Source organism: Atlantibacter sp., assembly GCF_032062175.1.
Lineage (GTDB): Bacteria > Pseudomonadota > Gammaproteobacteria > Enterobacterales > Enterobacteriaceae > Atlantibacter.
Genome location: NZ_DAMBQK010000021.1, coordinates 49686 through 64887, shown reverse-complemented (window position 1 = coordinate 64887; position 15202 = coordinate 49686). Strand labels below are relative to the sequence as shown.

General features: G+C 54.4%; 14 protein-coding genes. 10 read left to right on the top strand and 4 right to left on the bottom strand.

The window, feature by feature from the left end:
* The first annotated feature begins 8 nt into the window (after positions 1-8).
* The 10 genes from RT120_RS16995 to RT120_RS16950 all read left to right on the top strand — a co-directional run bounded on the left by RT120_RS16995 (position 9) and on the right by RT120_RS16950 (position 10990).
* Positions 9-1298, top strand: coding sequence for an extracellular solute-binding protein (locus tag RT120_RS16995; protein WP_312984438.1), 1290 nt, complete (start codon positions 9-11; stop codon positions 1296-1298).
* Between the two features lie 23 nt (positions 1299-1321).
* The gene (locus RT120_RS16990) at positions 1322-2200 is read left to right on the top strand and encodes a carbohydrate ABC transporter permease (protein ID WP_409515064.1); all 879 of its coding nucleotides are present in this window, start codon (positions 1322-1324) and stop codon (positions 2198-2200) included.
* Complete coding sequence (locus tag RT120_RS16985; protein WP_312984434.1) at positions 2187-3029, top strand: carbohydrate ABC transporter permease; 843 nt, start codon at positions 2187-2189, stop codon at positions 3027-3029. Before RT120_RS16990 ends, RT120_RS16985 begins: the two co-directional genes overlap by 14 nt.
* 26 nt (positions 3030-3055) lie before the next feature.
* Positions 3056-4108 carry a zinc-binding alcohol dehydrogenase gene (locus tag RT120_RS16980; RefSeq protein ID WP_312984431.1) on the top strand — a complete coding sequence of 351 codons (1053 nt, stop codon included), beginning with the start codon at positions 3056-3058 and terminating at the stop codon, positions 4106-4108.
* Between the two features lie 17 nt (positions 4109-4125).
* Entirely contained in the window at positions 4126-4914 is a 789-nt protein-coding gene (locus RT120_RS16975; protein WP_312984429.1) for a sugar phosphate isomerase/epimerase family protein, read from the top strand.
* A gap of 13 nt (positions 4915-4927) precedes the next feature.
* Positions 4928-5974, top strand: a complete 1047-nt coding sequence (locus RT120_RS16970; protein ID WP_312984427.1) for a Gfo/Idh/MocA family oxidoreductase — start codon at positions 4928-4930, stop codon at positions 5972-5974.
* Positions 5971-8190 carry a glycosyl hydrolase family 65 protein gene (locus RT120_RS16965; protein WP_312984425.1) on the top strand — a complete coding sequence of 740 codons (2220 nt, stop codon included), beginning with the start codon at positions 5971-5973 and terminating at the stop codon, positions 8188-8190. Before RT120_RS16970 ends, RT120_RS16965 begins: the two co-directional genes overlap by 4 nt.
* Positions 8191-8221: 31 nt before the next feature.
* On the top strand, positions 8222-8902 hold the full coding sequence (pgmB, locus tag RT120_RS16960) for a beta-phosphoglucomutase (protein ID WP_409515063.1): 681 nt from the start codon (positions 8222-8224) through the stop codon (positions 8900-8902).
* Positions 8903-8911: 9 nt separating this feature from the next.
* A complete protein-coding gene (locus tag RT120_RS16955; protein ID WP_312984424.1) occupies positions 8912-9994 on the top strand; it encodes a sn-glycerol-3-phosphate ABC transporter ATP-binding protein UgpC in 1083 nt (360 codons plus the stop codon).
* Positions 9995-10066: 72 nt separating this feature from the next.
* Positions 10067-10990: an OmpG family monomeric porin gene (locus RT120_RS16950; protein WP_312984422.1), complete on the top strand. Its 924-nt coding sequence runs from the start codon at positions 10067-10069 to the stop codon at positions 10988-10990.
* Between the two features lie 63 nt (positions 10991-11053).
* Here RT120_RS16950 and RT120_RS16945 read toward each other — a convergent pair whose 3' ends face one another.
* The 4 genes from RT120_RS16945 to ogt all read right to left on the bottom strand — a co-directional run bounded on the left by RT120_RS16945 (position 11054) and on the right by ogt (position 14724).
* Positions 11054-12067 (bottom strand): LacI family DNA-binding transcriptional regulator, encoded by a 1014-nt coding sequence (locus RT120_RS16945; RefSeq protein WP_312984420.1) that lies wholly within the window; start codon positions 12065-12067, stop codon positions 11054-11056.
* 133 nt (positions 12068-12200) lie between these two features.
* The gene (gene uspE, locus RT120_RS16940) at positions 12201-13151 is read right to left on the bottom strand and encodes a universal stress protein UspE (protein WP_312984418.1); all 951 of its coding nucleotides are present in this window, start codon (positions 13149-13151) and stop codon (positions 12201-12203) included.
* A gap of 137 nt (positions 13152-13288) precedes the next feature.
* A complete protein-coding gene (gene fnr / locus RT120_RS16935; protein WP_125293384.1) occupies positions 13289-14041 on the bottom strand; it encodes a fumarate/nitrate reduction transcriptional regulator Fnr in 753 nt (250 codons plus the stop codon).
* Between the two features lie 167 nt (positions 14042-14208).
* On the bottom strand, positions 14209-14724 hold the full coding sequence (gene ogt / locus RT120_RS16930; RefSeq protein WP_312984414.1) for a methylated-DNA--[protein]-cysteine S-methyltransferase: 516 nt from the start codon (positions 14722-14724) through the stop codon (positions 14209-14211).
* Between the last annotated feature and the right edge of the window lie 478 nt (positions 14725-15202).

Below are 15202 nucleotides of genomic sequence, written 5' to 3'. Positions count from 1 at the left end.
AAACGATCATGCGGAAAAATAAATTTGTGCTGTTATCAGCACTGGTTGCCTGCGCCTTAATGACAGGCTGCAACGAGGAAAAAAAGGATTCCGTCACTATTGAATTTATGCACTCCTCCGTTGAACAAGAGCGCCAGGCCATTATCGGTAAATTGATTGAGCGCTTCGAGCATGACAATCCGGGGATCACGGTAAAACAGGTCCCCGTTGAAGAGGACGCTTACAACACGAAAGTGACCACGCTGGCGCGTTCCGGGGCTTTGCCTGAGATTATCGAAATCAGTCACGATTACGCCAAAGTGATGGATAAAGAGCAACTACTCGACCGGGAGGCGATTCAGGGCGTCATTACTACGCTGGGCGATAACGCTTTTTACGATGGCGTGTTGCGCATCGTGCGAACGGAAGACGCCAAAGCCTGGACCGGCGTTCCGATTAGTGCCTGGATCCAGGGTATCTGGTACAAAAAATCGGTGCTGGAGCAAGCCGGTTTGCAACCGCCACAGGACTGGGATTCGTTGCTGGCTACCGCTGGTTCGTTAAACGATCCGGCGCATAAAAAATATGGCATCGCGCTGCCCACAGCGGAAAGCGTCATGACCGAACAGGCGTTTTCCCAGTTTGCGCTCTCGAATAACGCTAACGTATTCGACGCCAGCGGCGCGGTGACCATCGATACCCCGCAAATGGCGCAGGCGCTGACGTTCTACCAGGCACTGGCCAAAGACACCATGCCGGGCTCGAACAACGTCATGGAAATTAAAGACGCCTTTATGAACGGCGCCGCGCCGATGGCGATTTACTCAACCTATATCCTGCCTGCCGTTTACAGTGAAGGCGACCCGCAGGATCTGGGATTTGTGGTGCCAAATCAGAAGTCGCCAGCGGTGTACGGAATGATCACCTCGTTAACCCTCACGGCGGGGCAGACCGAAGCCGAGACCGACGCGGCGAAAAAATTCGTGGTGTTTATGGAGCAAGCACAAAACGCGGCGGACTGGGTGTTGATGTCGCCAGGTGCCGCGCTGCCGGTGATCCGTGCCGTATCGGATACCCCGTCCTATAAAGACAACCCGGTGATCAAAGCCTTCGGCGAACTGCCGGCACAACTGATTGCCCAGTACCCCAACGTGCAGGTGTTTGGCTCTGTCGGCGATAAAAACTTCACTCGCATGGGCGATATCACTGGCTCCGGCGCGCTAAACGCCATGGTGAATAACGTGACCGTAGGCAACAAGGACGTACAAGCCACGCTGGCCCAGAGCCAAACGCGCATCGCCGCGCTGGCCGCGCAGTAATGTCAACGCAGGGAAGGGTTGTTATGAAGGTATTTTCTGGCCGTTCAGATTTGCCATTTGCCCTGATGTTGCTGGCCCCCAGCCTGGTGTTGCTGGGGGGCCTGGTAGCCTGGCCGATGCTCTCAAATGTTGAAATCAGTTTTTTGCGCTTGCCGCTGAATCCGCGTATTGCCGCCCATTTTGTTGGGCTGGCGAACTATGCAGGCATCCTTAGCGACCCAGGTTTCTGGCATGCGCTGTGGACCACCTTCTGGTACACCGCGCTGGTGGTAATCGGGAGTTCCGGGTTAGGGCTGGCGGTGGCGCTGTTTTTCAATCGTGAATTCCGCTTTCGCAAAACCGCGCGCTCGCTGGTGATCCTCTCTTACGTCACACCGTCGATCTCATTGGTGTTCGCGTGGAAGTACATGTTCAACAACGGTTACGGGCTGGTGAACTATCTCGGCGTGGATATCCTGCACCTGTATGACAAAGCCCCGCTGTGGTTCGACAACCCCGGCAGCAGCTTTGTGCTGGTGGTGCTGTTCGCCATCTGGCGCTATTTCCCGTATGCGTTTATCTCGTTCCTGGCGATTTTGCAGACCATCGACAAATCGCTGTACGAAGCGGCGGAAATGGACGGCGCAAACGCCTGGCAGCGGTTTCGCATCGTGACGCTACCCGCGATCATGCCGGTGCTGGCAACGGTGATCACCCTGCGCACCATCTGGATGTTTTACATGTTCGCCGACGTCTGGCTGCTCACCACCAAAGTCGACATTCTCGGCGTCTATCTCTACAAAACCGCGTTCGCATTTAACGACTTAAGTAAAGCATCTGCCATCTCCGTGGTGCTGTTCGCGATTGTGTTCGCAGTGATCCTGCTCTCCAGAAAACGGGTGAATCTCTATGGCAACAAATAAGCGCCTTGCGCCGCGCGTCGGCTTTTATCTCGGGCTGGTCCTGTTTCTCGGCATCACGTTATTTCCATTTTTTGTGATGCTGATGACCTCGTTCAAAAGCTCCAAAGAGGCGATTTCGCTGCATCCGACGCTGTTGCCGCAGCACTGGACACTCCAGCACTACCTCGACATTTTCAACCCGACCATCTTTCCCTTTGTCACCTATTTTCAAAATAGCCTGGTGGTGTCGCTGGTGTCGTCCGGGCTGGCGGTGGTGATTGGTATCCTCGGCGCGTATGCCCTGTCAAAACTGCGCTTTAAAGGACGGATGGCGGTCAATGCCAGCTTCTACACCGTGTATATGTTTTCGGGGATCCTGCTGGTGGTGCCGCTGTTCAAAATCATCACTGCCCTCGGGGTTTACGATACGGAAATGGCGCTGATTATCACCATGGTGACGCAGACCCTGCCGACGGCGGTATTCATGCTGAAAAGCTACTTCGACACGCTGCCGGATGAAATCGAAGAGGCCGCCATGATGGATGGCCTGAACCGGTTGCAAATCATCTTTTACATCACCGTGCCGCTGGCGATCTCCGGGCTGATCTCGGTGTTTGTCTACTGCTTTATGGTGGCGTGGAACGACTTTCTTTTCGCCTCGATTTTCCTCTCCAGCGCCAGCAACTTCACGCTTCCGGTTGGGCTGAACGCGCTATTCAGCACGCCGGACTATATCTGGGGCCGCATGATGGCGGCATCGCTGGTTACTGCATTGCCGGTGGTGGTGATGTACGCGCTTTCCGAACGTTTTATTAAAAGTGGTTTAACCGCGGGCGGCGTTAAAGGCTAACCGCAATCTGCATACAGGGAATTTTAATGAAAAAGCTTATCGCAGCAGCGCCCCGCGTGGCGGCGCTTGTGGAATATCAGGACCGCCCGGTGGCGGCTCATGAAGTCAAAATTAAGGTGCTGTTCGGCGCGCCGAAGCACGGTACCGAAGTGGTGGACTTTCGTGCCGCCAGCCCGTTTATCGATGAAGATTTTAACCCGGAATGGCAGATGTTTATGCCGCGCCCTGACGATGCGCCGCGCGGGATCCAGTTTGGTCACTTCCAGCTTGGCAATATGGTCGTCGGCGACATTATTGAGGTCGGCGCAGAGGTCAGCGCGGTTAAAAAAGGCGATCGCGTCTGTACCTACGGTCCGTTGCAGGAAACCGTCATTGTCAACGCGGTAAATAATTACAAGCTGCGCAAAATGCCTGAAGGCGCAAGCTGGAAAAACGCGGTTTGTTACGATCCGGCACAGTTCGCCATGAGCGGCGTACGTGATGCCAATGTGCGGGTCGGGGATTTCGTGGTGGTGGTCGGCCTCGGGGCGATTGGCCAAATCGCCATTCAGTTAGCTAAAAAGGCGGGCGCATCGATTGTCATCGGCGTGGATCCCATTGCCCATCGCTGTGACATCGCCCGGCGGCACGGCGCGGATTTCTGCCTCAATCCGCTGGAGTGCGATGTCGGATTGGAGATCAAACGGCTTACCGGTAAGCAGGGGGCCGACAGCATTATTGAATCCAGCGGCTATGCAGACGCGTTGCAGAGCGCGCTGCGTGGCCTGGCCTACGGCGGCACTATCTCCTATATCGCGTTTGCTAAACCTTTCCCGGCAGGCTTCAACCTGGGCCGCGAGGCGCATTTTAATAATGCCAAAATCGTTTTTTCCCGCGCCTGTAGCGAACCTAACCCGGACTACCCGCGCTGGAACCGCAAACGCATTGAGGAAACCTGTTGGGAATTACTGATGAACGGTTATCTCAACTGCGAGGACTTAATCGATCCGGTGGTGACCTTCGCCAGCAGCCCCGACAGCTACATGAAATACGTCGACCGTCAGCCGGAACTGAGCATCAAAATGGGCGTCACGTTTTAACTACAGGGAGGTAGAAAATGAAAATCGCAACGCAGAACCAGGCATTTTTCCCCCAGGATATCCTGGCGAAATTTCGTTATATCAAGGCTATGGGCTTTGACGGATTTGAAATCGACGGCAAGCTGCTGGTGGATAATCTGGCGGAAGTCAAAGCCGCGATTCATGAGACAGGCTTACCGGTGGTGACCGCCTGCGGCGGCTATGACGGCTGGATTGGCGACTTTATTGAAGAGCGCCGCCTGAACGGAATTGCCCAAATCACCCGCATTCTGGAAGCGTTGGCGGACGTAGGGGGCAAGGGCATTATCGTTCCTGCTGCATGGGGCATGTTTACTTATCGCCTGCCGCCGATGACCTCACCGCGCAGCGTCGGGGGCGACCGCAAAGCCGTGAGCGATTCGCTGCGCCAGCTCGATGCGGTGGCACGCCGCACAGGCACTATAATTTTCCTTGAGCCGCTTAATCGCTATCAGGATCACATGATCAATACCCTCGCCGACGCGCGTCGCTATATCGACGAAGGCGGGTATCGCAATGTGCGCATTATCGGGGACTTCTACCATATGAATATTGAAGAGGATGACCTGAGCGCGGCGCTGAATACCCATCGCGATCTGCTCGGGCACGTGCACCTTGCTGATAATCATCGCTACCAACCGGGTAGCGGCTGCATCGATTTCAAAAAGCATTTTGATACGCTGCGCGCCAACGATTATGACGGGTGGGTCGTATACGAGTGCCGCGTCCGCGCCGACGATCCTGCCGCCGCCTACCACCAGTCACTCGCTTTCTTACGGTCATGCTAAGGGGCGTTGCATTATGAGCGGTAGCGACACGAGATTACGGGTTGCCATTATCGGTGCCGGTAACATTGCCGAAAGGGTTCACGCATCGTTTTACCACGCCTGCCAGGATACCGAACTGGTGGGCGTGTGCGATAACCGTCCTGAGCAGGCGCAAATATTCGCCAACAAATACGGCTGCGCGGCGTTTGACGAGGTGGACACCATGCTGTCGACGCTGCGCCCGGATGTGGTCAGCGTCTGTTCTCCCAATCGGTTTCATTATCAGCATGTGCTGGCCGCCCTGGCGGCGGGTTGCCATGTGATGTGCGAAAAACCGCCTGCCATGTCGCCCCAGGAAGCCGACGCCATGCGCCAGGCGGCGCGCAAAGCCAGATGTCTGTTGGCGTATGACTTTCACCATCGGTTTGCCCTTGACGTTCAACTGCTGCGTGAACAGGTCGCGGCAGGCACCCTGGGCGAGGTCTATGTGACCAATGCCCGGGCGCTGCGCCGCTGCGGCGTGCCGGGCTGGGGCGTGTTTACTAACAAAACGCTCCAGGGCGGCGGGCCGCTGATCGACATCGGCATTCATATGCTGGATGCCGCTATGTTCGTTCTCGGGTTTCCGGCGGTGAAGTGCGTCACCGCCCACAGCTTCCAGAAGCTGGGCACCACTAAAAATAGTGGGCAGTTCGGCGCATGGGACCCGGCGAGTTATACCGTTGAAGACGCGCTGTTCGCTACCCTCGAATTCCACAACGGCGGCATTCTGCGTCTCGAAACCTCGTTCGCGCTCAACATCCCGGAACAGAGCATTATGAACGTACAGTTCTGCGGCGATAAAGCCGGTGCCACACTGTTCCCGGCGCACATTTACCATGACGAGGACGGTGAACTGGTCACGCTGATACAGCGTGAAACGGCGGATGACTTACGTCATTTTCGCTCAATGACCGCCTTTGTGGATGCGGTGAAAGGCAGCCCCGTAGCGCTGGCCGATGCGGAGCAGGGATATCAAATCCAGCGGCTGGTGCAGGCGATTTATGACGCCGCTGAGCAGGGAGTCACCGTTGCCTTATGAAACCGATGACCACGCTTAACGAACCGCGCTTTGACCCGCATACCCTGAACAAATACGCCACACTGATGGCGGCGGGAAACGGTTATCTGGGCATTCGCGCCACGCATGAAGAGAGTTACAGCCAGCAAACCCGTGGCATGTATCTGGCGGGGTTATACCACTGCGCCGGGGAGCGGGACGTCACCGAGCTGATTAATTTGCCCGATGTGGTGGGCATGGAGATTGAAATCGATGGCGTGATTTTTAGTCTGTTATCCGGTGAGATACTCGACTGGCGACGCGAGATAGCATTCTCCAGCGGCGAAGTGGTGCGCGATGTGCTGTGGCGCGCGCCGAACGGGCAGCGCTACCGCATCGAAAGCCGGCGTTTTCTGTCTGCCGCCCAGAAACCGCTGTTCGCCTTGCGGCTGGCGGTTACCCCACTGGACGGCGCGGCGCAGATTAAACTGACCACCGGTATTGACGCGACCCAGACCAACAGCGGGCGGCAGCATCTGGATGAATTGTCGTTGCGCGTTTATGACGAACGGTACTTACAGGGCGTTTATCGTGTGCAGGACAGTCAAATCGATGTGGCTATCGGTTGCCATTGCGTAGTGACCCGTGCGGTCAATCGAATCAGCGCCGTCAACCGTAAGTTGTTGCAGCACTCTACTGCCTTTATCGCACAGGGTGAAACGTTGTGCTGTGAAAAAATATGCTGGATCCAGGGCAATCCCGATACCACTCCTGGCGGCCTTGAGACGCAAACTCTGGCGGCGTTAAAGGCGGCGGCGGATATCGGTTATGACGCGCTGTTAAACCAGTCGTGCCAGGCGCTGGGGCAATGGTGGCGGCAAAGCCGCGTGGAGCTGGACTGCGATGATATGCAGGACAGGCAGGCGCTCGATTTTGCGCTTTATCATCTGTATGCCATGACGCCGGTTCATGACGAACGCGCCAGTATTGCGGCGAAGGGGTTAACCGGTGAGGGCTATAAGGGCCATGTCTTCTGGGATACCGAGGTGTTTTTACTGCCTTTTTATCTCTACACCCAACCCGAAACCGCGCGCCAATTGCTGCGTTATCGTTGGCATAACCTGTCGGGTGCGCAGCAAAAAGCCCGGCGATGTGGTTATCAGGGCGCGCTGTTTCCCTGGGAAAGCGCCCGCACCGGTGAAGAAGAAACCCCGGAATTCGCGGCCATTAATATCCGCACCGGACAGCGACAGCGCGTTGCCTCCGCCCTGGCGGAGCACCACCTGGTCGCTGATATCGCCTGGGCGGTGATGCGCTATGTGGACATTACCGGTGATGAGGCGTTTTTACAGCGGGAGGGCGGCGAGTTGCTGTACCAAACCGCCTGCTTCTGGATCAGCCGAACAACCGACGTCGACGGGCATCTGGAGATCCACGATGTTATCGGGCCGGATGAGTATACCGAGCACGTTAACAACAACGCCTTCACCAATTATATGGCGCTCTACAACGTCGCCAGCGCGTTGAAGCATTTGCCACCAGAGCGGATGGACGCGGATTTTGCGGCTAAAGCAGCGGATTTTATCGCTCGCTTACGGCTGCCCAGGCCTGATATGCGCCACGTGGTGCCGCAGGATGACAGTTTTTTTAGCAAACCCTTTATCGACTTAAGCCGCTACCAGGCGAAGGCGGGCAAACAAACAATTTTGCTGGATTACTCGCGCGCCGAAGTCAACGAAATGCAAATCCTCAAGCAAGCGGACGTGGTGATGTTGTTTTATCTCCAGCCGGGGTTGTTTACGCCACAAACACAACAGGCCAGCCTGGCGTGGTATCTGCCGCGCACGATCCACGATTCTTCGCTCAGCAAGACCATCCACGGCATCGTGGCGGCGCGCTGTCACGATCGACAGACTGCATACCGCTTCTGGCGCGAAGGCAGCCAAATCGATCTCGGGGATGACCCGCACAGCTGCGACGACGGTTTGCATGCCGCCGCGACAGGGGCCATTTGGCTCGGGGTGATTGAAGGCTTTGCCGGGGTGAGCGTTGAGCAGGGGTTGTGCATTGCGCCGCGTCTGCCGGACGGCTGGCGACGGTTGCGTTTCCCGCTGTGCTATCAGGGGATTCGGCTGGAGATTGAGCTGACGCCGACGCATCTGAACATGACCACTTCAGCGCCCTTGACCTTCAGGCTGTATGGCCACTCCGTCTCTTTTAGTGGGCAGGGAAGCTGGGCGTATCAGGATTTTATTTAACTCAGGATGGGAGCGCTCCCGGGAAGGGATCATGTTACAGGCACTGATATTCGATTTAGACGGCGTGATTACCGATACCGCGCATTTGCACTTTACCGCGTGGCGGTCGGTAGCCGCAGAATTAGGCATCACGATTGATGAAGAGGTGAACCAGTCGTTAAAGGGCATCAGCCGGATGGCGTCGCTGGAGTGCATTCTACAGGTGGGCGGTAAAGCGGGATTGTTTAGCGAAGCCGAAAAAGAGGTGATCGCTGCCCGTAAAAATCAACGTTACGTCGAGCTGCTGGGCTCGTTGGGGCCAGGTTCGATTCTGCCGGGAATAGCGCCATTGCTCGAGGAGCTCAGGGCGCGGGGTATCGGTATAGGCCTGGCGTCTGCATCGCTGAACGCGCCGGGCATATTGCAGGCGCTGGGGCTGGCGGCGATGTTTGATTACTGCGCCGATGCCAGCCGCGTTGCGCATTCCAAACCCGACCCAGGTATTTTTCTCGCGGCCTGCGCCGGGCTGGGCGTCACCCCGTCGCGGTGTATCGGCGTGGAAGACGCCCAGGCCGGGATCGCAGCGATTAATGCCAGCGGTATGGTGTCGATTGGCATCGGGGCCACGCTCCGGGATGCGGATTTACGGCTTAACAGCACGGAAGAACTGACCTGGCGGCGGATCGCCGGGCTTATGGACCTCACAGACAGGGCGACGTCTGTTCGCCGCTAAGGGATTCACATGGCACAACTTTCCTTACAACACATTCAAAAGGTTTATGACAATAACGTTCATGTCGTGAAGGACTTCACTCTCGACATCGCCGACAAGGAGTTTATTGTTTTCGTCGGTCCGTCTGGCTGCGGTAAGTCCACCACGTTGCGCATGATCGCCGGGCTGGAAGCGATTACCCACGGCGAACTCTATATCGGCGGGGTGCGGATGAACGATGTCCCGGCTAAATCGCGCGATATCGCCATGGTGTTTCAAAACTACGCGCTTTATCCCCATATGAGCGTCTATGACAATATGGCGTTCGGGCTGAAAATGCAGAAAATCGCTCCGGCGGTGATCGCTGAAAGAGTCGAGTGGGCGGCGCAAATCCTCGGTCTGAAGGAGTACCTGAAGCGCAAACCCGGCGCGCTCTCCGGCGGACAGCGCCAGCGCGTGGCGCTGGGCAGGGCGATTGTCCGGGAAGCGGGCGTGTTCCTGATGGACGAACCACTGTCGAACCTGGACGCCAAACTGCGGGTGCAGATGCGCGCCGAGATCGGCAAACTGCACCAGAAACTCAATACCACCATGATTTATGTCACCCACGACCAGACCGAAGCCATGACCATGGCGACGCGAATTGTGATCCTAAAGGACGGCATCATCCAGCAGGTGGGTGCACCGAAAACGGTTTATAACCATCCGGCCAATATGTTTGTTGCCGGTTTTATCGGCTCACCGGCGATGAATTTCGTGCGCGGGGCATTTGACGGCAGCCATTTTGTCACCGAAACGCTGAAGCTGGCACTGCCGGACGAGAAGCGTGAACTGCTTAACGCCGGAGGATATAACCGCAAGCCGGTTATTTTGGGCATTCGCCCGGAAGATATTTCCACCCTGGCGCTGCGGGATAATCGCGTCGATGCGCATATTAGCGTGGCGGAATTAACCGGTGCGGAATTTATGCTTTATACCACGGTCGGTGGGCATGAATTTGTGGTCCGCGCCAGTGCAGACGGCCATTATCACGCCGGGCAAACGCTCCCCATCCATTTTGATATGGCCAAATCCCATTTCTTTAATAGCGAGACGGAATTAGCGATTAATTAAACGACGCAAAGGCAGGCGTTCGCCATGCCCTTGCATAACCTCTGCACGACCTACAAAAGAAGGAACGCAAATATGAATGCCATAATTCGGACGCTACTCCTGTTGCCTGTTGCTGGCGCAATGTGTGCCCAGGCGCAGGACATACCGGCAAACAGTTGGAAATACAGCATCGGCGCGATGTATGAAATCGAGAACGTTGAAGGGCAGGCGGAAGATATGGACGGGTTATATGAACCCTCCGTTTATTTCAATGCCGCATATGGCCCGTGGAGCATTAATCTGGTGATGTATCAGGAAGGGCCCGTTGATTACAGTTCCATGTCACGGGGAACGTATTTTAACCGCCCGGAATTTAACCTGCGTTATCAGGTAATCGAAAACGACGATTTTTCATTGGGCTTAACCGGCGGCGTGCGTAATTACGGTTACCATTTCGAAAATGCGGATGGATCGCCCGCCGGGACCGCCAATACCCAGCGCTGGAAAATCCAGCCGGACTGGAATGTAAAAATTAATCCGGATTTGGCCTTTGAAGGGTGGCTGGCCTGGTATCGGTTCGTTAACGATCTTAACCAAACCGGCTATTCCGACAGCCGCGTCGAAACGGAAACCGGTCTGAATTACCACTTTAATGAAACCTTCTCGGTTCAGGCCCACTATTATCTTGAACGCGGATATAACACCGTGAGCGGCAATAAACAGGGTGAATTCTCCACTAATGAGGCGCGTATTTATTTTCCCATCTCCCTGGGAAGCAATACGTTTACGCCATATACCCGTTTAACTATCGATCGCTGGAGCAACTGGGACTGGCAGGATGATGGCTCTGATTCAGAAGATCATGATTACAACCGTCTGGGATTGCTTTATGCCCACGATTTTAATAACGGTTTATCCATGACGCTGGAATATGCTTATGAATGGCAAACGCACCGCGAAGGCGATACCCATGATATTTTTCATTACGCGGGTATAGGCGTGAATTACGTTTTCTGACGGCGCATGCTTAACGTTCTTTATATCCATCGGGCGCAGGCCGACGCACCTGCGCTTTTTACGTTATCCTGGAAGCGAGCCGGTAATGACATTTTCGGTGGCTAATATAATAGAGCCAGGCGTCGGTTTATTCGCGATGCGGTCGAACAGTAACGCGCTGCTGGTATCACCCAGCGCCTGAATCGGGATTTCGATTCCGCTCGGCGGGGGCGTCAGCATAAAAGATAAAATGGCGTCGCTGTAACCGATCACTGCAAGCTGCTGCGGAATGCCGATATTCAGGCGTGCCGCCACGCGGTACAGGCTCATCAGCTTCAGGCTGTCGGTGGCGAAAATCGCGTCGGGCAGTGAGGCCAGGGATAAGAGCTTCTCCGCTGCTTCGAGTGCGCTGTGCTGGGTATAACCGCCGTCAACCATCAGCTCCTCGTGCACCGCGAGCCCATTACGGGCCAGGGCAGTTTTACACCCCTCAAGCCTGTCGAGCGAAACATGGTAATCAAGCGGGGCATGCAAACAGGCGATACGCTGAAACCCCCGGTCGATCAGGGTTTGGGTAAGCCGGATACTATCCTGAAAGTTGTCGGTGTCCACCGAGCAAATGTTCTGGTAGCGGCCTTTTAGGCCACCGATAACTACCACCGGAATAGGGTATTTATCCAGTTCAGCAAAGAAGTGCTCATTCACCGGGGAACTGAGCATAATAATGCCCTTGATCATTTTTTGTTTTATTTTGGTCAGGCATTTTTCTAAATCTTCCGCGCTGTTCTTTGACGTTTGCAATATTACGTCAAAGCCTTCATTCTCCGCCCGCGCGATAATGGCGTGCAGCACATCTGAAAAGAAAGGATTGCCAGAGGTGGTTTTGGTGGAGCGGGTGGAAATAACCATAATGGCGTCAAAACCCGATGACGTCAGGGCGCGCGCCAGTTTATTCGGCTGATAATTTAATTCTTCGATGGCTTTCAAAACCCGCTCTCGGGCGTCGTCAGAAATATTGGTTTGCTTATTCAGAACTCGCGAAACGGTGGATTTAGAGACATTCGCCACCCGCGCGATATCATAAATTGTCGGCGACATCAGTCAGCAAACTCCATTTTGAATCAGAATAACGATGTTACTCCAGGCGTCCGGGTGTGTCTATTTTAACCCTGGCTTATAACAGACCAGAAAAAAAGCACGCCGCAGGGGCGTGCCGTAGGAAACGATAAGGTTAATCGTCTTCGTCGTCGTCCAGTTCGACAGGCGTTTGGTAATCATCCGGTTTAATCGCCAGTAAATCGCAGCGCAGATGGTCGATGACCTGTTCCGCCGTATTGCCCAGGAACGCGGCGGACAGCCCGGTGCGGCCAACGGTGCCCAGCACCACAATCCCGGCCTGCAAATGCTCGGCAAGATCGGGGATCACTTCTTCCGGCAGGCCTTTTTCGACGTGGGTCATGTTCTCGCCAATCGAGTATTTCTGGCGCAACGCTTTCATAGCAATTAAATGCTGACCGCGGATTGCGTCGTTATACACGCTGGGGTCAAAATCGGGCAGTTCGATGGCGATATTAATCGGCGTGGCGGGGAAGGCGCCCACCAGATGCACTTCGGTATGGTTGACCTGCTCAGCCAGATGCAGCGTTTCACGCACCAGCTTATCGTTCAGGGCGTTGTGGTAAATCTCTTCACTGGCCAGATTCACCGCTACCAGGGCTTTACCGCCTTCCGGCCACGGTTGGTCTTTCACCATCCACACCGGGCAAGGGCATTTACGCAGCAGGTGCCAGTCGGTGGGGGTGAAGATCACGGATTCAAGTTTGTCGTGCTGGTGGGTCATTTTCAGCACCAAATCGTGCTTAGCGGTTTTCACTTCCTGGATGATGGCTTCAAAGGGGCGGTTATGCCATACCACTTTGATTTCAATCGGAATACCGGATTCGACATAGTGTTCTGCTTGTTCGCGTATCCATGCGGTGCGCTGGCTAATCACGCCCTGGCGCATTGCGGTGCGCTCATCGGGGGACAGCAGGGTGGTCATCTCATACGAGAAGTCATAGATGGGCAAAAAGGCTTTGATTTTGCCGCCAATGCGTTGATGCAAATACACCGCACGCCGCAGCGCGGGCTGATCGTCCTGGCCTGGGTCAATAACCACCAGCATGTTTTGATAATTTGCCATACAGGGTCTCCTTACAACTGCAAACCACAGTCTGTAAAGTAAGATTAACCCATAGAGATTGAATGAAACAGGGGAGAAGCAAACGCCGGATCAATAAATTAAAAAAATTTAACGATACGGCGTCTGGAAAAATGGGGTTATGCGACGTTGCGCGAGTGGCCAGCCAGTTGCGCCAGGGTATCACTGTTTTCGATAGTGATATATTTGCCTTTTACCGCCAGCATGCCGCTTTTCTGGAAACGTCCCAACAGGCGGCTGATGGTTTCCACGGTCAGACCGAGGTAGTTGCCGATATCACCCCGGGTCATGGTGAGACGGAACTCACGCGGCGAGAAACCACGCTGGGCAAAGCGGCGCGACAGGTTATAGATAAACGCGGCCAGGCGCTCTTCGGCGTTTTTCTTGGACAACAGCAGGATCATATCCTGGTCGCCTTTGATCTCGCCGCTCATCAGACGCATCATCTGCTGGCGCAGGTTCGGCATTTTACCGGACAGATCGTCTAAGGTTTCAAACGGGATTTCGCAAACCATTGAGGTTTCCAGCGCCTGGGCAAAGCTCGGGTGATGACCGGAACCGATGGCGTCAAAGCCGACTAAATCGCCCGCCAGATGGAAGCCAGTGATTTGCTCATCGCCCTGCTCGGTAATGGTGTAGCTCTTAATGGTACCGGAACGAATGGCATACAGCGACTTCAACTCATCACCCGCCTTGAACAGCGTTTGCCCTTTCTGAATCGGTTTTTTGCGCTCGATAATGTTATCAAGCTGGTCGAGCTCGTGTTCGTTGAGGGTGAAGGGGATGCACAGTTGGCTGATGCTGCAATCCTGACAATGGATGGCACAACCGCCAGACTGAATGCGTCGAATAATTCGCTTTTCCGGGATCATAGGTCTGCTCAAGCCTTACATTGATATTGGTCAATTTTAACATCTTTTTGTTGAGCAGGTAAATCGACCGGAACAGCAAACCGATCACAAACACATGAAAAAAGGAGTACTTTTTTGCTATCCCCTTGATTACTACGGATATAAAAAGTTCCGAAAACTGAGTTCAATTAGAGTAAAAGATAACCTTCATGACGCAGCAACCACTCTTTGCGAGTGACCCCGCCTGCATAGCCCGTCAGCGCGCCGCTGCTGCCAATCACCCGGTGGCAGGGCACCACGATGCTGACGGGATTGGAACCATTTGCTGCGCCAACCGCGCGGGCCGCGCCGCTGCGGCCAAGCTGCGCCGCCAACTGTCCGTAAGAGAGGATCTGCCCGCAGGGAATGGCGCGCAGCGCTTTCCAGACTTCACGCTGAAACGGCGTCCCGGCAGTGGCGGTAGGCAGCGTATCAATAACCGCCAGGTCGCCGTCAAAATAATTCTGTAGTTTAGCGCTCAGGCCACCAGGGTTTTTGCAGGCGACGCGGTGATACCCGCTGAGGCGATAATGAATGTTCAGCAATTCAACCATTCTGTCGCTGTGTTCTTCCCATTCCACGGCGCGTAACTGAAATTGCTCATCGCACAATATCCATAACGGCCCCAGCGGGGTTTCAATTTTATCTTCAAGAAGGGTTAGCATGGTTAATTCTCAGCGGCTACACAGACAGGGGGAGTTCTTCAACATAGCACGTTCCGGTTATATTCTGTATACCCCTAAATGCCAATGAATTGCACCCCAGGCGGATTAAGCGCTGGCGCTTAATTAACCGGATAAAACCAGGTGTTGATTATTTCCAGATAAATATATTTTAAATAATAAAAAAAAGAGCCTGCCGACATCGAACAGGCTCTACAATACACAGCAGTGCTTTCGGGGCTTATTTCCTGGATTTTTTCCATTGCGCCAGGTGATTAAGGTATAGCAATGAAGGGTTAAAAATAATAATAATTTTAAGTGATTAAATTCACAAAAATAACAGCGAAACGATTCGATGGTTAAATATTGCTGAATTATTCAGCGTTAATAAATTATCTGCCGTCTGGAGAAAATATATTTTGCGAAAGATTTAAATAAATTCCTGGAAATAAAAAAGCAGCACGTTTGGTAAAGATAAGAC